We start from the raw sequence: 23645 nt of genomic DNA, 5'->3' as shown, positions 1-23645 counted from the left end.
ATGGACATCACAATTATTGACGAAACAGGAAGTGTGACTGAGGAACTTTTAGCCCAAATTGAAGCTATTTTAAGTTTTTCAGGCAAAGCCTTAGCTTTAGAAGCTAATACCGAGATGTCTGTAACACTAATGGATAATCAAGGCATCCAAGTAATTAATCGTGATTATCGTGGCAAAGATCAAGCCACTGATGTCATTAGTTTTGCTTTAGAAGAATTAGGTGAAGATGAAGTGCCAGTCATTTTCCAAAGTGAGGATGAACAATTGCCGCGAAATATTGGCGACATTATGATTTCAATCGATAAGGCTAAAGAGCAAGCCGAAGAGTACGGACATTCTTTTGAAAGAGAACTAGGTTTTTTAACGGTTCATGGTTTTCTCCATCTGAACGGCTACGATCATATGACGCCAGCAGATGAAAAAGAAATGTTTGAATTACAAGGAAAGCTTCTGAATGATTATGGGCTTGCAAGATAAAGAAAAAAAAGAACAGATTGTTAAAAATAAGAGTTTTATCTCTTCTTTAGAATTTGCTCTCCAAGGCTTTAAAACGGTGTTTAAAGAAGAGCGAAATATGCGGAGCCATGTGATTTTTGGGGGACTGGCCTTGTTAGCCGGTCTAGTCTGTCAGTTAAGTTTACCTGAGTGGCTTTGGTTAGTTTTAGCGATCTTTTTAGTCGTTGTCATGGAAATAATTAACACAACAGTCGAAAATATTGTCGACATGGTTACAGATTATCATTTTCATTCCATCGGAAAGAAAGTCAAAGATATGGCTGCAGCTGCCGTGTTATTAACAGCCGGTTTTGCAGTCTTTGTCGGTTTACTACTATTTCTTCCGAAGATTTGGCAATGGTTTTTATAAATAAGCGTCATACTTAAGTTAAGAAAGAGGAAACTAAATGAGTTCACAAGAACATAAATCAGGATTTGTTGCCATTATCGGCCGTCCAAATGTAGGAAAATCAACATTACTAAATAGAATCGTTCGTCAAAAAATTGCGATTATGAGTGACAAGGCCCAAACGACTCGTAATAAAATTCAAGGAGTCTATACGACGCCTGAGTCGCAAATCATTTTTATTGATACACCAGGTATCCACAAACCAAAGCATCGCTTAGGTGATTTCATGGTTGAAACAGCTTATAGTGCTTTACGAGAAGTGGATGCCATCATCTTTATGGTAAGTGCTGAGCAACCACGGGGACGTGGCGATGATTTTATCATTGAACGCTTAAAGATGAACCAAACACCGGTATACTTAGTCATCAATAAAATTGACACGATTCATCCTGATAAATTGTTCCCAATTATTGAAGATTATTCACAACAAATGACCTTTAAAGAAATCGTGCCGATTTCTGCTACAGAAGGCAACAACGTGGAAAAAATGATTGAGTTGTTAGAAAATGAAATGCCAGAAGGGCCGCAATACTTCCCAGAAGATCAAGTGACGGATCACCCAGAATATTTCATCGTCTCAGAATTAGTTCGAGAAAAAGTTTTATTGTTAACTCGAGAGGAAGTTCCACATTCAGTAGCCGTTGTTGTTGAAGACATGCGTCGTGATGAAAATGATAAAATTCATATTCAAGCCACAATTATTGTTGAACGCTCAAGTCAAAAAGGCATCATTATCGGTAAAGGCGGCAAGATGTTGAAAGATGTCGGTATTAAAGCCCGTAAAGATATTGAAGACTTATTAGGAAATGGTGTTTATTTAGAACTGTGGGTTAAAGTTCAAAAAAATTGGCGTGATAAACAAAAACACTTACAAGATTATGGTTACCGTGAGATGGATTACTAAGATAAAGTGGGAGTTGATGCTAAATCAACTCTCTTTTCTTTCTCTTGTTTTATGTGACTAAAAGAGAGTATGATAGAGAGAGCAATAGAAAGAGGTGAGTGGGTTGAGTAATAGTAGTGGTGAGTCGAAAGGCTTAGTTTTATTCGCCCGAAATCATCGGGAAAAAGACAAATTAGTCAAAATATTTACTGAAAAATACGGTAAGTTAATGTTTTTCGTGAAAAATGCGAACCGACCAAATAATAGTATTACAGCAGCTATCCAACCTTTTACTGAAGCCTTGTATGTTGGAGAGTTTCGAATAGATGGCTTGTCTTTCTTAAATGATTCGAAAGAGACAACCTCTTATACTTTGATTCAACAAGATATCTTCGTTAGTGCTTATGCCACTTACATGTTAAATCTCGCTGATGTCGCAATTGAAGATCGGGTGTATGATCCAGCTTTATATGGTTTTTTAAGACAAGCCTTAACTTACTTAAACGAAGGCTTAGACCCAGAAATTATTACTAATATTTTTGAAATTCAATTATTAAGTCGCTTCGGCTTTAGTTTTAATTGGGAAAAATGCGGGGTTTGTGGTGAAACTCAAGGAGCTTTTGATTTCTCTTCTCAGTATTCAGGTGTTCTGTGTCAAAAACATTGGCAACTAGATGAGCGGCGTTATCATGGCAGCCCAAGAGCCATTCATTTTATGCGGTTGTTTGCTAGTATTAGTTTAGATCAAATTAAAAGTATCGAACTAAAAGAGGAAACTAAAGTCGATATCCGTCAAACGATTGATATGATTTACGAAGAGTTTGTAGGCATTCATTTAAAAAGTAAAAAATTTATTGATGAGATGAAAGATTGGGAAAAAACAATGACGATTCCTAAACGGAAAGCCCCTGAAAGTCATCAAGAACCAACTAAAGAAATCGATAGTTGACAAATAGTAGTTAGAAGAGCTATCATAAAGACAATTAAATAGTTACAATGACAGAGAATAGTAAGTAAGCCGTTGTGTCAAAGCGAGATTGGAAAAGTGCGAGCCAATCAAATCAACCATTACTGAAGGCACTCTCGAGTAACCTCAACGAAGCTGCTGGTAAATTACCAGAAGTAGGGTGGAACCGCGATTATACTCGTCCCTATGTCTAACAGAACCCCTGTCAGACATAGGGACTATTTGCTTTGAAACACTACGAATAACGAGACTTGGCGAGGCAGTGAGTAGATGTTGAGAAGTACAAGGGATTTTCCTTTAGGAAAATGCGTTGTCACCTCTCTCTGAGGAAACACTACGAATAACGAGACTTGTTTTCGGCTGTGAGTAGATGTTGAGAAGCGCCTTGACTCTAGTATTTTTAATACGTAGAAGTCTAAGACAAGGGCGTACAGGGAAACTAAGAGAAGCTACTGTGAGTGATTTCTCAAAAAATGAAAGAATAAGCAAAGGAGAATAGTAATGAAAAAGAAATTAACAGTACAAGAAATGATTTTAACACTTCAAAAATTTTGGGCTGACCAAGGCTGTATGTTAATGCAAGCATATGACACAGAAAAAGGGGCAGGGACGATGAGTCCTTATACATTCTTACGGGCGATTGGACCAGAGCCGTGGAATGCGGCTTACGTTGAACCATCACGCCGTCCAGATGACGGTCGTTATGGGGAAAACCCTAACCGGTTATTCCAACACCATCAATTCCAAGTGGTGATGAAACCGTCCCCGGATAACATTCAAGAGTTATACTTGCAAAGTTTAGAACTAGTAGGGATTAATCCCCTAGAACATGACATTCGTTTCGTTGAAGATAACTGGGAAAATCCTTCAATGGGCTGTGCTGGTCTTGGCTGGGAAGTTTGGTTAGATGGCATGGAAATCACCCAGTTTACTTATTTCCAACAAGTCGGTGGCTTAGAGTGTAAACCAGTTACTAGTGAGATTACTTTCGGGATTGAACGCTTAGCTTCTTACATTCAAGAAGTTGAAAGTGTCTATGATTTAGAGTGGACAGATGGCGTTAAATATGGTGAAATCTTTATTCAACCAGAGTATGAACATTCTAAATATGCTTTTGAAGAAAGCAATCAAGAAATGCTCTTTACTTTATTTGAAATGTATCAGAAAGAAGCCCAACGCTGTATTGATGCAGGTTTGGTCCATCCAGCTTACGACTATGTCTTAAAATGTAGTCACGCTTTTAACTTATTAGATGCACGAGGAGCAGTCTCAGTAACGGAACGAGCTGGTTTCCTCTCACGGATTAGAAACATGGCCCGTCAGTTAGCGAAAACCTTTGTCGCTGAACGGGAAAAACTAGGATTCCCATTATTAAATCAAGCCGATGTTAAGGAGGCAAAATAAGATGACCCACAATTTTTTATTAGAAGTTGGTTTAGAAGAAATGCCAGCCCGAATCGTGACGCCAAGTATTAAACAATTAACAGAGAAAACAGCGGAATTCTTAAAAGCAAACCGTTTAGACTTTGAATCAATTGAACACTTTTCAACACCAAGACGTTTAGCAATCCGCATCAATAACTTGGCTGAGAAACAAGCCGATATTGAAGAAGAAGCTAAAGGGCCAGCGAAGAAAATCGCCTTAGATGCTGAAGGTAACTGGTCAAAAGCCGCTCAAGGTTTTGTCCGGGGGCAAGGGATGACTACCGATGATATTTTCTTTAAAGAGATCAAAGGCGTTGAATACGTCCATATTAATAAATTTGTTCCAGGGAAAACAGCTGGGGAAGTCCTAGTTGAGATTATGACAGTTGTTAAAAAAATCAACTTTCCAGTAAGCATGCATTGGGGTGCTAATGACTTTAAATACATTCGCCCAATTCATTGGTTAGTCGCTTTACTAGATGAGACTGTTTTACCGTTGGAAATTTTAGACATTAAAGCTGATCGTTTGTCACGGGGCCACCGTTTCTTAGGAAAAACAGCCACGATTGCTAATGCGAAAGACTACGAAGCTGCTTTATTAGCGGAATCAGTTTACGTCAATGGTGAAGAGCGTCAAGCCTTAATCGTTAAACAAATTGCCGAACTTGCTACTAATAATCAGTGGCAAATCGATTTAGACGAAGGATTGCTTGATGAAGTTAATAACTTAGTTGAGTACCCAACAGCCTTTGCAGGAGCCTTTGAAGAAAAATATTTAAGCATTCCTGAAGAAGTCTTAGTAACGTCAATGAAAGAACACCAACGTTATTTTGATGTTCGTGACACGGCAGGTCAGTTATTGCCACATTTCGTTTCTGTTAGAAATGGTAATGAGGATCATCTTGAAAATGTCATTAAAGGGAATGAAAAAGTGTTAATGGCTCGTTTAGAAGATGCTGAGTTCTTCTACAAAGATGATCAAGCCTTGACAATTGAAGACTGTTTAACGAAATTAAAAAATGTGACATTCCATGAGAAAATCGGTTCAATTTCCGAAAAAATGGAACGAGTGGCAGCAATCGCCCAACTAATCGGTCAAGAAGTCGGTTTAAGTGAAACTGAACTAGCTGATTTAAGCCGAGCAGCCGCTATTTATAAATTTGATTTAGTGACGAATATGGTTGGAGAATTCCCAGAATTACAAGGAATTATGGGAGAGAAGTATGCAATTATGAAAGGTGAAAAAGCAACTGTTGCCCAAGGCATTCGGGAGCATTATTTACCAACGTCTAGTGAAGGTGAACTGCCCCAATCAAACCTTGGCGCGGTCCTAGCGATTGCTGATAAAATAGATTCAGTCGTCAGTTTCTTCAACGTCGGCATGATTCCAAGTGGGTCTAACGATCCTTATGCCTTACGTCGTCAAACTTATGGCATTATCCGAATTGTTGCTGATAAAGGTTGGAATTTCCCGATTTTACGCTTACAAAAAGAAATTTCAGAAATTATCAATCGTGATGTCGAACGCTATGGTATTGAATTGGCAGATACAGAAGCCGGTGTTACGGACTTTGTTAAAGCTCGGATGAAACAATTCTTATCAATTAAAGGCATTCGTCATGACATCATCGAAGCAGTGACGAATTCTGAACAACAAGACTTAGTGAAAATGATTGACGCTGCAACAATTTTAAGAAATCGTCACGAAGAAGTTGAATTTAAGCCAACAGTTGAAGCCTTGACTCGTGTCATGAACTTAGCTGTTAAAGGGGAAGAATTATTCCCAGGCACGATCACTGAATCGGTGGCACCTGAGTTATTTGAAAACCAAGCTGAGAAAGACTTGTATCAAGCGGTAGCGAAAATTGAAGACAATGTCTTAACCCAAACGTTACCAGAAAGTTATGAAGCCTTAAAAGACTTACACCCATTAATTGAAGCTTACTTAGCTGAAACGATGGTTATGGCAGACGATGAAGCAGTTAAAGCCAATCGCCTACGTCAACTTTTCAAAATTGCCCGTCTTGTCTTATCTTTTGCAAGTTTAGATTTATTAGTTGTCAAATAAAAATTTCTGAAGGAGCCCTGAGATGAAAGTAATTAAAACGACTAAAGCACCAGCTGCGATTGGACCATACGTCCAAGGGAAAGTTGTCCAAGGAATCTTATATTCATCGGGACAATTGGGTATGAATCCAGTTACCGGCGAGTTAGTTAGTCCACTGATTGAGAAACAAACAGGTCAAGTCATGGAAAACATTAAAGCACTCTTAGCTGCAGGGGATAGTTCTTTTGAGAAAATTATCAAAACCACTTGTTTTTTATCAGACATGGAAAATTTCGGGATTTTTAACGAAGTTTACAGCTCCTACTTTGAAGGTGAGTTTCCAGCGCGATCTTGTGTCGAAGTTGCCCGTTTACCAAAAGACGCCCTAGTTGAAATTGAATTTATCGCGGAAACGAATAGTTAATTTGAACTGCACTCTGAAAAAGACGTTATTCACTAGAATAACGTCTTTTTTAACGCAGATTATTTTTGAAAAGTACATGACAATATTGCAAGATTTCTCTTAATGAATATCGTAGTATTTGGAATTTGACTATGGTATAGTCAAATTAACATAAAATGTGATGAAAATGGAGGAGCTATCTATGAATTATTTCAAACGAGCACTGGCTAGTGTGACTCGCCGTAAAGGAAAATCTATTATCCTTTTTGCAGTAGTGTTTATTTTAGGTAACGTTATTGCCGGATCTATCTCAATTCAACAAGCGACTAAAAGTGTTGAGAAAAACATAAAAAGTCAACTAGGTGGAACAGCAACAATTACGATGGATTACGCAAGATATGAAAAAGAAATTGACCAAAGTGGCGAAAGCGAAATCGATGACAAATATTTTGAGTCAGTTAAGCTTAAGGAAATTGAAACAATTGGTCAACTGCCTTATGTAAAATATTATGATTATAGTATCGGTGACTACCCTGGTACAAATAAACTTAAAATGTATAATTCAGACCCTGAGTCAATGTCATTTGGTGGACCAGCAGGGGTGTCAAACTACTTAAATCTTAAAGGTGTTAACTACCCTAAAGTCTTTGATATTGAAGAGAAAAAGATTGCTTTAAAAGAGGGACGAGTATTTGAAGAAGCTGAAATAGAAAGTGGCAAAGCCGTTGCTTTAATTTCAACTAAATTTGCAGAAACGAATAATTTAAAAGTCGGCGACACGATGGTCATTGACGCCACCGGTTCAAATGACATGGGCATGGACATGTCTAGTGGTGAAGAAGATGAAGAGGCTAAAAAAGTTGAAGTATTTGTCCAAGATCAACCTTATGAAGTCATTGGTATCTTTAACTTAGTTCAACAAGAAAAGTCAAAGAAAAAAGATGATAAGAACAATATGGGCGGCGAGCAAGAGTACATGGACAACGAGCAATACAATACAATCTATGCTCCGAACAAAATTATTTTTGAAAACCAAAAAAATTATCGCGCAGGTTTAATTAATAAATTCCCAGAAATGAAAGAAATGTATGGTGAAGAAGAAAGTGAACCAGAAGATAGTAAGATTGATGATTACTTAACGCCTTACTTTGTTTTGAAAACACCAGAAGATGCTGAAGCTTTCAGAACGGAAGCAACGCCATTATTAGCCAACAAATATAATAAAGTGCTTTTATCAACGGATCAGTATGATTCAATTGCAGGCCCAGTTAAAAATATGTCAAAAATTGCTAATTATGTCATCATCGTATCAGTAGCAGCGACATTGCTAATTATTTCTTTAGTTGTCTTACTATTCTTACGTGACCGTAAACATGAATTAGGAGTTTACTTGTCACTAGGTGAAAAACGGACAAAAGTGATTGGCCAAATTGTGATTGAAGTAGCTGTGATTGCCTTTGTCGCGATTTCTTTATCAGTCTTCACTGGTAATGTGCTAGCGAAAGGTGTTTCAGGTTCATTGATGGAAACCCAAATGAAAGCTCAAGAAGACAATCAAAATCAAGGTGGTTATGATGATTGGCAGTTACAAAACTTAACTGGTAATCAAATCGGCAACTCTGAAGTAGCTGATTCTTACAAAGTCTCATTATCACTAGGCTATATTATTAGCTTCTATATTGTTGGTATCGGCACAGTCTTATTATCAACAATTATTCCATTGATTTATATTTTACGACTTAATCCGAAGAAAATAATGATGTAAGGGAGGAATACTAATGGCGATTATTGAAACTCAAAAAGTGAATTATTATTACCAAGATGGAGACAAACGACGTTTTATCTTAAAAGACACAAGTGTGTCCTTTGAACAAGGAAAGTTTTATACAATTCTAGGTCAATCTGGTTCTGGAAAAACAACCTTCCTTTCATTAATTAGTGCTTTAGATAGTCCAAAAGAAGGTAAGATTCTTTTTAACGGCAAAGATATTAAGGAAATTGGTTATGAAAACTACCGTCGTAACAACATCGGAATTATTTTCCAAAGTTACAACTTGATTCCTTATTTAACGGCAGCTGAAAATGTCCAAGTACCGATGTCAATTACTGAAAATGACTTACCAGACAATGAAAAAGAAGTAGCTTATAACTTACTAGACTACATTGGCATTGTCCGGACTAAAGCTGACCGTCTTGTTAACAAACTTTCAGGAGGAGAACAACAACGGGTAGCGATTGCTCGCGCTTTAGCGACTAACGTTGATGTCATCTTAGCCGATGAGCCAACTGGGAACTTAGACGAAGAGATGGAAGAGGAAATCGTTCAAATCTTTAAAACTTTAGCACACGAACATAATAAATGTGTCATTGTAGTTACCCACTCCAATGAAATTGCTGAAAAATCAGATGAAACATTTTATTTGAGAAAAGGGATGTTGAAAAAAGATGAGTGATTTTCTTTCGAATTTTGACCAATCAAATTATAAAAAAACATTAAGTGAAAAAAAAGGTAAAAAGACTGAGGGGACGACTCAAACTGAAGAGACTTCCGCCAGTCGGAAAAAGCGTAGTCAAGTAAAAAAATCAACAGAAGAAGTAAAAGTTGAAGTTGCTGATGTTAATGAAGGGGCAACGAATGAAGCTAATTTAGAAGCTCCACTTGTTGACAGTAGCGATGGTGGCATTGAAGATCAAGCTTTTATTAAACCTGAAGACTTATTACTTGAGGAAGTTAGCGAGCCAAAAGCCCCTTCTAACGAAGAAGAAACAGTGATTGATCCAACCTATAAAAAGCGGCAACAACGGAAAATCATTATTGCTTCAACTTTAGGTGTTTTAGCGGCACTTCTGCTATTCTGGGTGTACTACGCCATGAGTCATGTTAAAATGCCTGACTTTGTTGGTAAAACCACAGTTGAAGCCCGGGAATGGGCATCAGAGAACAATGTGACGATTGACTTAAAGCAAGAGTATGATTTTGATAAAGATGTGAACGTCATTGTTAAGCAAAATGCGAAAGCTGGCAAACAAGTCAAGAAAAAATCAACAGTCAAATTAACGTCTAGTTTAGGCCCTGACCCAGAAGAAGTTATTCCTTTACCTGATTTCGCGAAAATGACGAAACAAACTGCTGATGAGTGGGTAGAAGAGCATAAGGCAGAAAATTTATCAGTTTTAGAAGAATACAATGATAAAATCAAAAAAGGTGATTTCATTAAACAAGAAATTACTAACAAAGAAGTTAAAGCTGAAACATATAAACGGGAAGATAAGGCGATTATTTATTTTTCTAAAGGCAAAGAAGTTTTTGAAAAAGATGTGGAAGTGCCAGATTTTGCTAAAAAAGCCAAATCTGATGTGGAGACATGGGTTAAAACTAACGAAATTAAGATGACGTATAAAGAAATCGATTCAGACACCATTGAAGAAGGGGGCGTTGTTTCCCAAAGTATTCCGAAAGGCACTAAAGTAGCGAAACGAGACAGTATGTCAGTTGAAATTTCAATTGGTAAAGCTGTAACTATTCCGAACTTTGCTGAAAAGAATCCGGAAACAGCTAGTACTGTTGATGGTCTAGTCGTAACAGTTAAGACCGTCTTTAATTCAGAGATCCCTTATGGTCAGTTGATTTCTCAAAGTGAAGAAGCTGGTACAAAAGTTAAGATTAAAGAACCTAAACCAATTACGGTAGTTTATTCTGCCGGGAAACCTTATTTAAGAAGTTACTTCGGTCAACTTGAAGGGGATCTCGATAAATTATTCTTTGACGATTACCGTTCTAAAGGCGCGAACATTAGTTATACTACTTACTATGTTGATTCAGCGGAAACGCGTGGAACAGTCGTTGACATGGGGGCTTATAACCAATTTGTAGCCATGGATTATGTCGTTAGTATTGCTATTAGTAATGGCAGTAAAGCGGGCAAACCAACTGATAGTCCACGACCTGAAAGTGGTGGCGACAAGGAAGTCCCAGAGGAAACACCTGAAGAAGACAGTGGCGAATAATTAAAAAGGTAACTACTTTAAAGCAAATCAGTCACTGATTAGGCTTTAAAGTAGTTTTTCTGTTCTAGCCGAGCAGAAAGTTTTCTGAAAGGTTAAGATTGATAATCTTCCTAATTGTGCTATAATAGACTATGTATATTTGTGTACGTTTATATAGGTCGTGCTAAACGAATCATTGTTTAGTGCGACCTTTGATAACTGGTGACTGCATCAGTTAGATTGTGGGGTGAAAAATATGGCACAACGAATTCCTCAAGAAGTGATTGAGGAAGTCAGACGACAATCAAATATTGTTGACGTTGTTGGTCAACATGTCCAGTTGAAAAAATCAGGTAAAAACTACTTTGGTTTATGTCCTTTTCACGAAGAGCGTTCCCCTTCCTTTTCAGTAGCTGAAGACAAACAAATGTATCATTGTTTTGGCTGTGGTAAAGGTGGAAATGTTTTTAAGTTTTTACAAGAGGTTGATGGGATTTCCTTTCCAGAAGCAGTTAGTAAAGTTGCTGATATTGCCCATGTGGCAATTGATTTTGATTTAAGTGCCGACGCTGGCCCTGAGGCAAGTCCTCAGCAACGGCAAAACCAAGAATTAATCAAACTTCACGAAAAAGCCTCAGAGTTATATCACCATATCTTGTTAAATACGCAAGCTGGGGCGGAAGCCTTAACTTACTTAGAAGAACGGGGATTGACAACTGAGTTAATCGAAGAATTCCAAATTGGTTTTGCACCAAATGAACGCATTCTTTTACAAAAAGTCTTTGAAAATGAGCAAGTTTCAGATGAACTGATTGAAAGTTCTGGTTTGATGACCCAACGGGAATCAGGGGAACGTCTCGATCGCTTTTATCAGCGTATCATGTTTCCAATTCGTAATAGCCAAGGTAAGATTATTGCTTTCTCTGGCCGCGTATTACCAACAGAAACAGTTGATACGAGTCGGATGCCTAAGTATTTAAATAGTCCAGAAACAGACATCTTCAATAAACGGCAAACCTTATTTAACTTTGACAAAGCGAAAGCTGTGGCACGTAAAGATGGGGAGCTACTTTTGTTTGAAGGCTTTATGGATGTTATCGCTGCTTGGAATGCTGGAGTTAAGTCTGGTGTTGCTTCAATGGGAACGAGTTTGACAAATGAACAAATTCAAATGATTCAACGTGCGTCGAAATCTTTAGTCTTTTGTTATGATGGTGATAGTGCGGGGATCGAAGCAACTAATCGAGGCTTAGAATTACTTAGTGAAGTGTCAACCCTCGACTTGAACATTGTCAGCTTTCCTGAAGGGCTAGACCCTGATGATTATATTCGGAAGTATGGTGCTGATGGTTTTGTTAGTTTAGTCAAAACTGGTCGTGAAACTCGCTTCACGTTTAAAATGAATTACTTGAAAAAAGGTAAAAATTTACAAAATGAGCAAGAGCGGTTTAATTATCTCCAAGAGTTAGTTAAAGAGCTTGCCAAAGTCCCTTCAGTGATTGAACGGGAAGTTTACGTCAATCAGTTATCGCAAGAGTTTGGTGTCTCAGTTGACGCGATTCAGAGTGAAATCAAAGGTCAGAAACAAGAAGGCCGTGAAACAGAACGGGCTAACCGGCAAAGAACGAAGCCGGAGCAGCGTCGAATTGAACCCCATCAGCCGAAAGAATATCAAGTTAAGAGCTTATCTTTAGGTGAAAAGGCGGAACAAATGTTACTTTATCGAATAATGCATGAACGAGCCGTTCAAGGGAAAGTGAGTCAGTTAAAAGATTTTTCTTTTATCCGAGACGTTTACCAAGAGTTATATAATCATTTCAACGATTATATGTTAACCCAAGGGTCCTTTTCAGCAGCGGATTTTGTTGATTATTTACGAGCGGATTATTTAAAAGAAACCTTCGTCAAAATCTCTTACATTGAAATGTCAGAAGAAAGTTCTTTGAAAGAAATCGATGATTACATTGTCGCTATTCAAAAAGATCGTTTAGAGGCTATCAAACAATTAAAAATTAGTGAACAGAGAGAAGCAAGTCGTTTAGGGAATAAACAGTTAGAACAAGAACTAGCTGTTGAAATTATAAATATTCAAAGAGAATTAAAAAGTGTACGATAATATAAAGGGGGCTTTCTTCCGTGGCAAAAGAAGTAGAAGTAAAAAAAGTAACTTACGCAAAAGCAGTCACAGCATTTATTAAAGAATACAAACCAAAAGGTGAAGTATTATATGATGAGTTAACAAATAAAATAGCAACGCCTTATGAACTTGATTCAGATGGTATGGATAGCTTGATTCAAAAAGTTGAAGACCAAGGAATTAGTGTTGTTGATGAGTCAGGTGAACCGGCTGAGCGTAGTCTGAAAAAAGAAGAAAAAATCAATAAAAAAGAAGTGCAAGAAGACCTTTCAGCCCCAGCTGGTGTTAAAATTAATGATCCAGTTAGAATGTACTTGAAAGAAATCGGCCGAGTGTCATTACTAACAGCTGAAGAAGAAGTGCAATTAGCTTTAAGAATTGAAGAAGGGGACCAAGAAGCTAAGCAAAAATTAGCTGAAGCTAACTTACGTTTAGTTGTCAGTATTGCTAAACGTTATGTTGGACGTGGCATGCAGTTCTTAGATTTAATTCAAGAAGGTAATATGGGACTAATGAAAGCCGTTGAAAAATTTGACCATACGAAAGGCTTTAAATTCTCAACGTATGCTACTTGGTGGATTCGTCAAGCGATTACACGTGCGATTGCTGACCAAGCTCGAACAATTAGAATTCCAGTCCACATGGTTGAAACGATTAATAAATTAATCCGCATCCAACGTCAATTACTCCAAGATTTAGGGCGGGAACCTACGCCAGAAGAAATCGGTGCGGAAATGGATTTACCAACTGAAAAAGTTCGGGAGATTTTAAAAATCGCTCAAGAGCCAGTTTCTCTAGAAACGCCAATTGGTGAAGAAGATGATTCTCATTTAGGTGACTTCATTGAAGACCAAGATGCTACTAGCCCTGCTGAACATGCAGCCTATGAGTTATTAAAAGAACAATTAGAAAGTGTTTTAGATACATTAACTGACCGGGAAGAGAACGTTCTACGTCTCCGTTTCGGTTTAGATGATGGTCGTACTAGAACCCTTGAAGAAGTTGGTAAAGTCTTTGGCGTAACCCGTGAACGGATTCGTCAAATTGAAGCGAAAGCCTTACGTAAACTACGCCACCCTTCACGTTCTAAACAATTAAAAGACTTTTTAGAATAAAATATCCGAACAAATTATGCCTTTAAACTTGGTTTAGACAACAAGTTTAAAGGTTTTTTTTATGTTTTCAGTCTAAATATTTACAATTCAATTTTAAGTATAGTAAAATAACAAGTAAGAGGTGCTCAAGTAGCATTCAAAAAAGGAGTGGTTAAATTGAAAAAGAAAATCTTAATCGTCAGTACTTTAATAGTAGCAGGGCTAGTTATCGGCGCCTGTGGCAATCAAAATGCTAAGACCCCAGCAGCTTCAAGCCAGGAGGAAAGTTCAGTGAAAGATAGTAGTTTAGAAAGCTCAAGTGCAACAACAGAAAAAGAGTCAATCATCAAAGGGAAATTAAAAGATGACGTAACAGTTGATGGTGAGAATGTTAGCTTTTTCTTAGTTGATGTTGAGAGTGTTGAAGATCCAACTGAGATTGCTAAAGGAATCGGTGAAGAAGGGGTGGTTTTAAACGCTGAAATCAAGCAAGTCGACGGCGAATTTAAAGCTGAAGATTTTAAAGCCGGCGATTCGATTGAAGTTACTTTACCAGAAAATCCAATGATGGCTCGTTCAATGCCGCCACAAATTCCAGGGGCTTCAATTGTTTTAATTAAAAAATTAGGAAACTAAGCAAGTAAGTCTTAAAAATGTTATAATGGCTAGTAAATAAATAAAAGATCTTGGAGTGTTTTTATGAATGAAGAAAAACTATCAGCCAGACTAGCCAAAGTAGCCGAATATGTTGTTGAAGGAGATCGGATCGCTGACATAGGGTCCGATCATGCTTATTTACCGGCATGGTTATGGTTGAATAAAAATATCACCTCAGCAATTGCCGGTGAAGTTGTGCAAGGGCCTTTTGAAGCCGCCCAAGGCTTAGTTTCAGCCTTAGGTCTAAGTGCTCACATCAGTGTCCGCTTAGGTAATGGTTTAGAAGTAATTAACAAAAAAGACGATGTCTCAGCAATTACAATTGCCGGCATGGGTGGCTCTTTGATTAGTCAAATCCTTCAAAGAGGTTTCGAGCAAGACATTCTAACTGGTCGGGAACGCTTGATTTTACAACCAAACATTGGTGAAAAGACACTGAGAAAATGGTTAGTGGCTCATGCTTATCACATCATTGCTGAAGACATTTTAACTGAAGATGGGAAATTTTATGAAATTATTGTAGCTGAAAAAGCCACAGAGGCACCAGAGTATAGTCAACGTGAATTGACATTTGGCCCTTTCTTACTTTTAGCTAGGGGAACGGATTTTGTTGCAAAGTGGCAGTCTGAGTTAGTTCACCGTGGCTATGTCTTACAACAATTGGAAAAAGCTAAGAGTTTACAACAAGCTAAGATAGCAGAAGTGACCCAAGAAATTGCTGAAATTAAGGAGGTTATTGGATGAGTATTTTAGGAACAACTTTTATCAAACGTTTTGAAGAACACTTTCCTTTAGCTTTAGCTGAAGCTGGGGATCCTGTTGGTTTGAATCTTGGCAGTTTAGATAAGCCGATTCATAAAGTCATGTTTACTTTAGATGTTCGACCAGAAGTCGTTGCTGAGGCGATTACTAAGAAAGTCGACTTAATTGTTGCAAAGCACCCGGTCATCTTTCGACCAATTAAAGAATTAAGCTTAAGTAACCCCCAAAACAAGATGTATGCTGATTTATTAAAACATGACATTGCAGTTTATGCCGCCCATACGAATATGGATATTGTTGAAGATGGGTTAAATGATTGGTTTTGTGATGTTTTAAAAATTCAAGAACCAGAATTTGTGAGTCTGACTCATGAAATCCCTTATTTAAAGTTAGCTGTTTACGTTCCGGAAGCAGCTGCTGAGCATTTACGGGAAAAATTAATTGAAGCCGGTGCCGGACAAATTGGTACAAACTATGAAGGGTGCAGTTTTACCTCGCAAGGAGAAGGCCGCTTCACACCAATTAACCAGGCCGAACCAACTATCGGAAAAGTTAATCAAAGAGAAGTTGTTTCAGAAGTTAAAATTGAGATGATTTTATTGGAAACTGTTCGAAAAAATGTTCTAGCAGCCCTAATGACACATCACCCTTACGAAGAACCTGGTTATGATTTGTACTACTTAGCAAATCCCCCTAAACAATATGGCTTAGGCCGCATTGGTAATTTAACTGAGGCGATCACTTTAGAAAAATTTGTTGAAAAAGTAAAAGAGAGCTTTAAGTTAGATGGCGTGCGTTTAATCGCAGATAACCCTGGAAAAATGATTCAGCGAGTGGCAATCTGTGGTGGGAGTGGTGAGAAGTTTTACCGTGATGCTCTGAAAGCTGGGGCTGATGTTTACATTACAGGTGATGTGTATTATCATACCGCCCATGACATGTTAGCAGAAGGTTTAGCGGTGATTGACCCTGGTCATCACATTGAAGTCTTATGTCAGTCAAGAATTTTGGCAATGTGTCGTGAATGGCAACAAACTGAAAATTGGGATTTAGAATTAATTGAATCAACTGAAAATACAAATCCTTTTAAATTTTACTAAACTGAAAGAGGCGATTTTTTTATGAAATATGAAAATTTAGTACCCCGTTTTATCCGTTACATTAAGACCGAAACTCGGTCAGATAGTACTAGTACAACAATCCCTTCAACACAGACGCAAGTTGATTTTGCCCAAACTTTAGTGGCAGAGTTAAAAGAGATTGGTTTAAGTGATGTGAGTTATAATCCTAAGAATGGTTTTGTCACGGCGGAATTACCAAGTAATACGACAAAAGCCAATGTCCGTAGTATAGGCTTTATTGCCCATATGGATACAGCAGATTTTAATGCTGTAGGGGTTAACCCACAATTTGTTGAAAACTATGATGGCAAGTCAACTATTAAACTAGATGACGCTGGCAAATACCAGTTAACAGTTAAAGACTTCCCTAACTTGAAAAATTATGCAGGTCAAACTTTAATTACAACAGATGGCTCAACTTTACTAGGTTCTGATGATAAATCAGGCATTGCCGAAATTATGACGGCAATGGAGATTTTAGTTAATGATCCAGGGATCAAACACGGTAAAATTAAAGTTGCTTTTGGTCCTGATGAAGAAATCGGTACTGGGGCCAATAATTTTGATGCTGAAGGCTTTGACGTTGATTTTGCGTATACTTTAGACGGCGGACCAGTAGGGGAATTGCAATTTGAAACCTTTAGTGCTGCTGGAGCAGAAGTCACGATTCAAGGTAAAAACGTTCACCCAGGAACAGCGAAAGATACGATGATCAATGCCTTAAAACTAGCCATTGATTTTAATAATGAATTACCAGTAGACGAAGTTCCAGAAAAAACCTCAGGTTACGAAGGGTTCTTCCATTTACAACACATGAGCGGTAACGAAGAAGAAGCTCGTCTAACTTATATTATTCGCGATCATGATCGGGAAAAATTTGAAGCTCGTAAAGCCTTAATGACGAGTATCCAAACTAAACTAAACAGTCGCTTTGACGAAGAGCGAGTTGTTTTAGAAATGGCAGATCAATATTACAACATGTCTGATGTCATTGCTAAAGATATGAGTATTATTGATTTAGCAAAAGCGGCGATGGTTAATTTAGACATTAAGCCGAATACTGAACCAGTCCGTGGCGGAACAGATGGTTCTAAAATTTCTTACATGGGTATTCCAACGCCGAATATTTTCGCAGGTGGCGAAAACATGCACGGCCGTTATGAATTTGTAGCAGTCGAAAGTATGGAAAAAGCGACTGACGTGATTGTTGAAATCGCTCGTCTAAATGAGGAGCAAGTCTAATGTTTGGCAGTTCACCGATTCCTTTTTACTTATTACTAGTTAATAGTTACTTATTTCTTCTAATGCTCTTTGATCAATACCAAGAAAAAAAGAAAAGTTGGCGCATTCCAGAATGGCAAATGCTTTTCTTAGGAGTGATTGGTGGCGGTCTCGGCGGGTTAATGGGCCAAGCTTTCTTAAAACACAAAGAAGAAAAATTACGCTTTCGGGTGATTTTTCAAATGGGTGCCCTTTTAGCAGTTGTGTTATTCTTATCAACTCGAGATTGGAAATAAAGCTATCAAGTCAGGGCTGTGGCGGGAAGTCACAGCTCTTTTCATTTAGTCGTAGGGAAATCACTGATAATCTGTTAGAATTAGAAGAGTTATCAACCTCAGAGGAGGACAGTATGAAAAAACAACCGGCTAGCCGTCTACTTTTAAATTTTTTGCTATTATTGTCAGTCTTAGTTATTTTGATTTACTTATTAAAAAATTCATTAGGGGAAATCATTCGTGAAATCAGCTTAACGCCAATCAGTATTTTACTGATGGTCGTCTTCCTTGGTTGTGGCTTTGTCGTAGTTGAAGGCTTTAATTATCAGCTGCTAATTAAACCATTTAACCCGAAGATTAACTGGCGGAAGAGCGTCTTTACTTATTGTTACAGCGCCTTTTATCGGGTGATAACATTCGGTGCCGGAACCTTAGTGGCTGAAGTCATGTTTGTCAGGCAACAAGGCTTAACGACTTCTCAAAGCATGGGGGTGACTTCCCTCCATATGATGTTGTATAAAGCTGGCGTCATATTTTTTAGTTGCTTAAGTTTAGGGTTACACTTCAACTATTTAACTAGTATTTCCCCTTACTTAATCGCGGCAGTTTTACTAGGGATTGGTGTGACAATCCTTGCTTGTTTATTTTTATTACTTGTCTCATCTAGTCAGTGGTTTCATCAACAACTAATCAAACTAGGCCGCAAATTATCGGCTAAAGGTAAGTGGCAGTTGAAATTAGATAGTTTCAATGAACAGATTATTTCATTGCGAGCGACAATCAAAGAAATTACGACTGAAAAAACTTCTTCCTTAAAGCTGTTAGCTTTGAATATCTTAAAACTAATTCCGTGGTACAGCCTACCTTATTTTATTTTTAAAGAAGAAGGCAATCTTAGTTTTATCTTATGTTTTAGTCTCGTATCAATGGCTTCAGTCTTAGCGGGGATTATTCCAAGTCCAGCTGGGATTGGTTCTTTCGATTTTATCTTTGTCTTACTATTTAGCCCCTTAGTTGGTAAAGTCAGTGCTGTTTCAGGTTTATTGTTATATCGCTTTGCAACTTACTTTATCCCTTTTATAGTTGGCTTAATTTACACAGCTAAACGGAAAAGAGTAGAAATAGTTGAGGAAATACATGAATTAAAGAAATAAAAGAAAATAAAAGGTGGATGTCCGATGTTATCATTTGAAGAAAAAAAAGCAATTTTTGATAGTGTTCCAGAATTAACGATGCAAGAAGTTTCGCTGAATCGTTTAAATTACCATTTTGAAGACAGTGCTGTTCCGAAAACAACTGTTGTTAAATTTTTACACCCTAAAAGTGGCAATGCCTTTATTTATGCCGGTTACTTAGGAGCTGAAAAAACCAAGGACGGCTATGTGTCAGTCATTGATAGTAGTAAAGAAGAAATCGAAGAAATGATTCAAAACAGTTTGGAATATTTACGTTTAACAGAAGATGGCTATGCTGATGGGTATGAAGAAGAGTGGTTTGACGATCATCAAGATGTCTTAATCTTACGTTACAGCAACTACATGTGGTCAGTTATTATGAGTAGTGGCAATGTTGAAGGGGTCTTTAAAACGAAAGAAGCAGCAGAAGGCTATCTTCTAGATGAAGGATTCGATTAAAAAGTGAAAAGGTAGTTTAAGGTTTCCTAAAGTGCTTTAGGAAGCTTTTTTATTTACAAAAATCAGTCTCAAGTCTGAGTTGTTTTTCTTTGACCTTTACTGACCAAGAGAGTATAATAGTAGTTGTAATGAAGGAGGTCGATACTATGAATATCGAAAAAATGACAACAACTTTACAAGAGGCTTTAGCAGCAGCCCAACAAGTGGCAGTGACCCGTCATCATCAAGAAATTGACGTGGCTCACCTTTGGAAAGTTTTTTTACAGCCTGACCATTTTGCTTATCAATTATATCAAGATGCTCAAGTTGAAATGTCTGGTCTGATTGCTGAAGTCGATCAAACCTTAGACAAGTTACCGACAGTCGAAGGCAATAATATTCAGTATGGCCAAGGCTTAAGTCAAAACTTGTTTAATTTACTTCAAGAAGCGGATAAGCTAAGAGTCGCCTTTGAAGATGATTACTTATCAACAGAAATACTCTTATTAGCCTTAATGGATTTAAAAAATCATCCGCTGACTGTCTATTTAAAAGCTCAAGGAATAACTAAAAAAACATTAACGACAACGATTAAAAATTTAAGAGGAGGGGATCGGGTGACTTCACAAAATCAAGAAGAACAATATAAAGCCTTAGAAAAATACGGCATTGATTTAAACAAAGCCGTCAAAAGTGGCAAACAAGACCCAATTATTGGTCGTGATGAAGAAATACGTGATGTGGTCCGGATTCTTTCACGGAAAACTAAAAATAATCCCGTCTTAATCGGGGAACCAGGTGTCGGTAAAACGGCGATTATCGAAGGGTTAGCCCAACGAATTGTTAAACGAGATGTTCCCGAAAACTTGAAAGATAAAACAATCTTTTCATTAGATATGGGCTTGTTAATTGCTGGTGCTAAGTACCGGGGAGAATTCGAGGAACGGTTAAAAGCTGTTTTAAAAGAAGTTAAAAAAAGCGATGGCCGGATTATCTTGTTTATCGATGAAATTCACAATATTGTGGGAGCCGGTAAAACAGAAGGTAGTATGGATGCCGGTAACTTATTGAAACCAATGTTAGCCCGGGGAGAGTTACACTGTATTGGTGCGACAACTTTAGATGAGTATCGGGAATACATGGAGAAAGATAAAGCTTTAGAAAGACGGTTCCAACGAGTTTTAGTTAAGGAACCAACCGTAGAAGATACGATTAGTATTTTGCGAGGGTTAAAAGAGCGTTTTGAAATCCACCATAGCGTTAATATTCATGATAACGCCTTAGTGGCCGCAGCTACTTTATCTCAACGTTACATTACTGATCGCTATTTACCTGACAAGGCGATTGATTTAGTCGATGAAGCTTGTGCTACCATTCGGGTTGAAATGAACTCGATGCCGACAGAATTAGATCAAGTCACTCGGCGCTTAATGCAATTAGAAATTGAAGAAGCTGCTTTGAAAAAAGAACAAGACGAAGCGAGTAAAAAACGTCTTGATATTTTACAAGCTGAATTAGCCGAACTACGTGAAGAAGCTAACTCAATGAAAATGCGTTGGGAAACTGAAAAAGAAGAAGTTAACAAAGTTAGCACAAAAAGAGAAGAGTTAGATAAAGCTCGTCATGAATTAGAAGAAGCTGAAAGTAACTATGACTTAGAAAAAGCGGCTGTCTTAAGACATGGAACGATTCCTCAATTAGAAACTGAGTTAAAAGAATTAGAAAGAAGTAATGAAGCGATTGAGGGCAGATTAGTCCAAGAAGCCGTAACTGACAATGAAATTTCTTTAGTTGTCGGTCGGATGACGGGAATTCCAGTAGCTAAACTAGTGGAAGGAGAACGGGAAAAAATTCTTCGCTTAAATGAGACTCTACACAACCGAGTAATTGGTCAAGAAGAAGCCGTTGATGCAGTCTCAGATGCGGTGATTCGCTCAAGAGCAGGTTTACAAGATCCTAACAGACCTTTAGGTTCTTTCCTCTTCTTAGGACCAACCGGGGTTGGTAAGACGGAACTTGCTAAAGCTTTAGCAGAAGATCTCTTTGATTCAGAAGATCACATGGTCCGAATCGACATGAGTGAGTATATGGAAAAACATAGTGTTTCTCGCTTAGTGGGTGCTCCTCCAGGCTATATTGGCTATGAAGAAGGTGGCCAACTAACTGAAGCTGTTCGTCGTAGTCCTTATACGATAGTTTTACTTGATGAAATTGAGAAAGCTCATCCAGATGTTTTCAATATTTTATTACAAGTGCTAGACGATGGTCGTTTAACGGATTCCAAAGGTCGGGTAGTTGATTTTAAAAACACTGTCTTAATCATGACAAGTAACATCGGTTCTCACTTATTATTAGAAGGTGGCAACGAAGATGGTAAAATTACCCAGGAAACAACAGGGCAAGTCATGAGTTTATTACAAAGTCATTTTAAACCGGAATTCTTAAACCGGATTGACGACACGATTCTCTTTACACCGTTAAGCATGAGTGATATTAAAGGAATCATCGTTAAAATGACTAACAACTTAGCTGTGCGACTAGCGGATCAAGAGATTGAACTAGTCATTGATGAAGCTGGCCAAGAGTGGATTGCTGAAAAAGCGTACGATCCAATCTATGGCGCTCGGCCAATCAAACGCTTCTTAACAAAAGAAGTTGAAACACCATTAGCTAAAGAGATGATAGCTGGTCATGTTGGTCCACATTCACGGGTAACTGTGACAGTTGAGAATGACCAATTAACCTTTAAAAATGAGCAACTATCAGAATAAGAAAAAGCCCAAAATCTAAGATTTTGGGCTTTTTTATTTTAGAAATAATCACTAAAGTAAGCTGTTTCTAGAGGAATCAACCGTTCTAAGGAACGTAAGGTTTCTTTATCCGTAGTGAAACGTTCAATGCGGTGTAAGTATGTTGGACGCTTATAACTCATAAACATCGTCGTTAAGGTTTGAATATCAATGTAGACGGGATTACCTAAAGCTTCATCGGTAATCGTTACTTGGTCAGCCTCGTCCCAAATTAAGCCAAATGTTCGATTGTTCCACTGAGCAATGGGGTCATTCACTACAAGATGAAAGGGTTTAACCGTACTGTCAAAAGGATAATTTAATAGAAATTGTTCAACATCGACAATTCGTGCCATAAAGAAAGGGGACAGTGTTTCTTCCATGTCGCTATCTTCAAACAAGAAGGCAATTGGTTCATTTTTAAAGACATCACCTTCGACGTAATTAATCATTGAAAAATGGGCAGCAATAAAATTCCATAAGCCTTTACGAGCTTCTTGGTTTAAATAGACCATTTCTTTAATATGAAAGACTTCTTCGGCAATCCAATACAAACAATAACCAGTCGGCTGATTTTCAACATTATAATAGACAGCGGCGACTCGTTCTTCTTCGTTTTCCCAACGCCAGTATTCGTCCCAGTTTAACTGATTACGAATCATCGCTCCGTGATTTTTACGAGCAAACTCATCGTAGACAGCAATCACATCAGGGTGATCACTGACTTGTCGTTCAACCGAACCAGGAACAGTTAGTTGTTTTGGTAGTTGAGAATCTTTGACTTTAAAATGGATTTTATCAGACATAACTTCCCAGCCTTTGCGGCGATAGTAAGGAATGCTGTAGGGGTAGAGATAAGAAATCCATTGTTTTTGATTACGCATTTTTCCAAGGGCGATCTCGATGAGGTCTTGCATTAAGCCTAAGTTGGCATACTCAGGGTAAGTGCCAACACCAGTCACCCCACCCATGGCATATATTTCACCGTGGATATTAACTTCACACGGGTAAATGGCTAATTGTGAGATTAAAGACTCTCCTTCAAACCAGCCAATCACATCAGCTGATTTTAAGACAGGGCGTTTGGCCCGGGTGATGTCTGATTCATCTTCATAACCACTTTCTTCAATGTCAGAATCCGTTACTTGGAAGACATAACGTAGTAGTTCGTTAAATTGTTTTAAATGTTCTAATTCGACTGGTTTAATTTTAAGTTTTTCCCGAATTTTATCACGATTCATAATGATACCTCACTTTATTAGTCTCATTATAGCAAATAACTCTAAAATAGTATAAAAATGTGGTATTGTAGTAGAGGAAGAAAAATGAAAAGTCTTTTCAAGTCACCAGAAGATTGTTA

General features: G+C 37.8%; 21 protein-coding genes. 20 read left to right on the top strand and 1 reads right to left on the bottom strand.

Translation table 11 applies throughout. From position 1 onward, the window contains the following. The 20 genes from ybeY (at nt 1) to clpB (ending at nt 22267) form a co-directional block, all read left to right on the top strand. Nucleotides 1-477, top strand: coding sequence for an rRNA maturation RNase YbeY (ybeY, locus tag CBF35_RS02835; RefSeq protein WP_126778397.1), 477 nt, complete (start codon nt 1-3; stop codon nt 475-477). Further along, nucleotides 455-865, top strand: a complete 411-nt coding sequence (locus CBF35_RS02830; RefSeq protein ID WP_170174696.1) for a diacylglycerol kinase family protein — start codon at nt 455-457, stop codon at nt 863-865. The genes ybeY and CBF35_RS02830 overlap by 23 nt, the downstream gene beginning before the upstream one ends. Nucleotides 866-902: 37 nt before the next feature. Next, nucleotides 903-1808 (top strand): GTPase Era, encoded by a 906-nt coding sequence (gene era / locus CBF35_RS02825; RefSeq protein ID WP_126778395.1) that lies wholly within the window; start codon nt 903-905, stop codon nt 1806-1808. 103 nt (nt 1809-1911) lie between these two features. Beyond that, complete coding sequence (recO, locus tag CBF35_RS02820; RefSeq protein WP_126778393.1) at nt 1912-2736, top strand: DNA repair protein RecO; 825 nt, start codon at nt 1912-1914, stop codon at nt 2734-2736. A 519-nt stretch (nt 2737-3255) separates the two neighbouring features. Then, nucleotides 3256-4158, top strand: coding sequence for a glycine--tRNA ligase subunit alpha (gene glyQ / locus CBF35_RS02815; RefSeq protein ID WP_126778389.1), 903 nt, complete (start codon nt 3256-3258; stop codon nt 4156-4158). Between the two features lies 1 nt (nt 4159). Continuing rightward, on the top strand, nt 4160-6247 hold the full coding sequence (gene glyS, locus CBF35_RS02810) for a glycine--tRNA ligase subunit beta (protein ID WP_126778387.1): 2088 nt from the start codon (nt 4160-4162) through the stop codon (nt 6245-6247). A 22-nt stretch (nt 6248-6269) separates the two neighbouring features. Continuing rightward, complete coding sequence (locus tag CBF35_RS02805; protein ID WP_126778385.1) at nt 6270-6650, top strand: RidA family protein; 381 nt, start codon at nt 6270-6272, stop codon at nt 6648-6650. Nucleotides 6651-6831: 181 nt separating this feature from the next. Next, complete coding sequence (locus CBF35_RS02800) at nt 6832-8394, top strand: ABC transporter permease (RefSeq protein ID WP_126778384.1); 1563 nt, start codon at nt 6832-6834, stop codon at nt 8392-8394. A 13-nt stretch (nt 8395-8407) separates the two neighbouring features. Then, complete coding sequence (locus tag CBF35_RS02795; RefSeq protein WP_126778382.1) at nt 8408-9082, top strand: ABC transporter ATP-binding protein; 675 nt, start codon at nt 8408-8410, stop codon at nt 9080-9082. After that, nucleotides 9075-10637 (top strand): PASTA domain-containing protein, encoded by a 1563-nt coding sequence (locus CBF35_RS02790; RefSeq protein ID WP_126778380.1) that lies wholly within the window; start codon nt 9075-9077, stop codon nt 10635-10637. The genes CBF35_RS02795 and CBF35_RS02790 overlap by 8 nt, the downstream gene beginning before the upstream one ends. Before the next feature lie 235 nt (nt 10638-10872). Continuing rightward, the gene (gene dnaG / locus CBF35_RS02785; protein WP_126778378.1) at nt 10873-12732 is read left to right on the top strand and encodes a DNA primase; all 1860 of its coding nucleotides are present in this window, start codon (nt 10873-10875) and stop codon (nt 12730-12732) included. Nucleotides 12733-12752: 20 nt separating this feature from the next. Beyond that, nucleotides 12753-13868: an RNA polymerase sigma factor RpoD gene (rpoD, locus tag CBF35_RS02780; RefSeq protein WP_126778377.1), complete on the top strand. Its 1116-nt coding sequence runs from the start codon at nt 12753-12755 to the stop codon at nt 13866-13868. A 156-nt stretch (nt 13869-14024) separates the two neighbouring features. Continuing rightward, nucleotides 14025-14483 (top strand): hypothetical protein, encoded by a 459-nt coding sequence (locus CBF35_RS02775; RefSeq protein WP_126778375.1) that lies wholly within the window; start codon nt 14025-14027, stop codon nt 14481-14483. A 63-nt stretch (nt 14484-14546) separates the two neighbouring features. Continuing rightward, complete coding sequence (locus tag CBF35_RS02770; protein WP_126778373.1) at nt 14547-15248, top strand: tRNA (adenine(22)-N(1))-methyltransferase; 702 nt, start codon at nt 14547-14549, stop codon at nt 15246-15248. Then, nucleotides 15245-16366, top strand: coding sequence for a Nif3-like dinuclear metal center hexameric protein (locus CBF35_RS02765; protein WP_126778371.1), 1122 nt, complete (start codon nt 15245-15247; stop codon nt 16364-16366). Before CBF35_RS02770 ends, CBF35_RS02765 begins: the two co-directional genes overlap by 4 nt. Before the next feature lie 21 nt (nt 16367-16387). Then, entirely contained in the window at nt 16388-17629 is a 1242-nt protein-coding gene (gene pepT, locus CBF35_RS02760) for a peptidase T (protein ID WP_126778369.1), read from the top strand. Then, nucleotides 17629-17904, top strand: a complete 276-nt coding sequence (locus CBF35_RS02755; protein ID WP_126778367.1) for a DUF1294 domain-containing protein — start codon at nt 17629-17631, stop codon at nt 17902-17904. Before pepT ends, CBF35_RS02755 begins: the two co-directional genes overlap by 1 nt. 113 nt (nt 17905-18017) lie before the next feature. Then, on the top strand, nt 18018-19037 hold the full coding sequence (locus CBF35_RS02750) for a lysylphosphatidylglycerol synthase transmembrane domain-containing protein (protein ID WP_170174695.1): 1020 nt from the start codon (nt 18018-18020) through the stop codon (nt 19035-19037). 24 nt (nt 19038-19061) lie between these two features. Then, a complete protein-coding gene (locus tag CBF35_RS02745; RefSeq protein WP_126778363.1) occupies nt 19062-19517 on the top strand; it encodes a hypothetical protein in 456 nt (151 codons plus the stop codon). A gap of 146 nt (nt 19518-19663) precedes the next feature. Continuing rightward, nucleotides 19664-22267, top strand: a complete 2604-nt coding sequence (clpB, locus tag CBF35_RS02740) for an ATP-dependent chaperone ClpB (protein ID WP_126778361.1) — start codon at nt 19664-19666, stop codon at nt 22265-22267. Nucleotides 22268-22305: 38 nt separating this feature from the next. Here the strand turns inward: clpB and CBF35_RS02735 are convergent, their stop codons facing one another. Further along, nucleotides 22306-23526 (bottom strand): GNAT family N-acetyltransferase, encoded by a 1221-nt coding sequence (locus CBF35_RS02735; RefSeq protein ID WP_126778360.1) that lies wholly within the window; start codon nt 23524-23526, stop codon nt 22306-22308. Nucleotides 23527-23645: the final 119 nt, after the last annotated feature.

The organism is Vagococcus salmoninarum (assembly GCF_003987495.1).
In the GTDB taxonomy this organism is placed as follows: domain Bacteria; phylum Bacillota; class Bacilli; order Lactobacillales; family Vagococcaceae; genus Vagococcus_D; species Vagococcus_D salmoninarum.
Note: the sequence above shows the minus strand (reverse complement) of the source record. Positions and strands in the feature narration are given on the sequence as shown.

Excerpts from the sequence above, each read along its gene's own strand:
- CBF35_RS02750 (WP_170174695.1), top strand. The coding sequence starts at position 18,018 with ATGAAAAAACAACCGGCTAGCCGTCTACTTTTAAATTTTTTGCTATTA.
- CBF35_RS02805 (WP_126778385.1), top strand. The coding sequence starts at position 6,270 with ATGAAAGTAATTAAAACGACTAAAGCACCAGCTGCGATTGGACCATAC.
- CBF35_RS02770 (WP_126778373.1), top strand. The coding sequence starts at position 14,547 with ATGAATGAAGAAAAACTATCAGCCAGACTAGCCAAAGTAGCCGAATAT.
- CBF35_RS02745 (WP_126778363.1), top strand. The coding sequence starts at position 19,062 with ATGTTATCATTTGAAGAAAAAAAAGCAATTTTTGATAGTGTTCCAGAA.
- CBF35_RS02795 (WP_126778382.1), top strand. The coding sequence starts at position 8,408 with ATGGCGATTATTGAAACTCAAAAAGTGAATTATTATTACCAAGATGGA.
- era (WP_126778395.1), top strand. The coding sequence starts at position 903 with ATGAGTTCACAAGAACATAAATCAGGATTTGTTGCCATTATCGGCCGT.
- CBF35_RS02755 (WP_126778367.1), top strand. The coding sequence starts at position 17,629 with ATGTTTGGCAGTTCACCGATTCCTTTTTACTTATTACTAGTTAATAGT.
- CBF35_RS02830 (WP_170174696.1), top strand. The coding sequence starts at position 455 with ATGATTATGGGCTTGCAAGATAAAGAAAAAAAAGAACAGATTGTTAAA.
- ybeY (WP_126778397.1), top strand. The coding sequence starts at position 1 with ATGGACATCACAATTATTGACGAAACAGGAAGTGTGACTGAGGAACTT.
- clpB (WP_126778361.1), top strand. The coding sequence starts at position 19,664 with ATGAATATCGAAAAAATGACAACAACTTTACAAGAGGCTTTAGCAGCA.
- glyS (WP_126778387.1), top strand. The coding sequence starts at position 4,160 with ATGACCCACAATTTTTTATTAGAAGTTGGTTTAGAAGAAATGCCAGCC.
- dnaG (WP_126778378.1), top strand. The coding sequence starts at position 10,873 with ATGGCACAACGAATTCCTCAAGAAGTGATTGAGGAAGTCAGACGACAA.
- CBF35_RS02790 (WP_126778380.1), top strand. The coding sequence starts at position 9,075 with ATGAGTGATTTTCTTTCGAATTTTGACCAATCAAATTATAAAAAAACA.
- CBF35_RS02765 (WP_126778371.1), top strand. The coding sequence starts at position 15,245 with ATGAGTATTTTAGGAACAACTTTTATCAAACGTTTTGAAGAACACTTT.
- CBF35_RS02800 (WP_126778384.1), top strand. The coding sequence starts at position 6,832 with ATGAATTATTTCAAACGAGCACTGGCTAGTGTGACTCGCCGTAAAGGA.
- CBF35_RS02735 (WP_126778360.1), bottom strand. The coding sequence starts at position 23,526 with ATGAATCGTGATAAAATTCGGGAAAAACTTAAAATTAAACCAGTCGAA.
- pepT (WP_126778369.1), top strand. The coding sequence starts at position 16,388 with ATGAAATATGAAAATTTAGTACCCCGTTTTATCCGTTACATTAAGACC.
- glyQ (WP_126778389.1), top strand. The coding sequence starts at position 3,256 with ATGAAAAAGAAATTAACAGTACAAGAAATGATTTTAACACTTCAAAAA.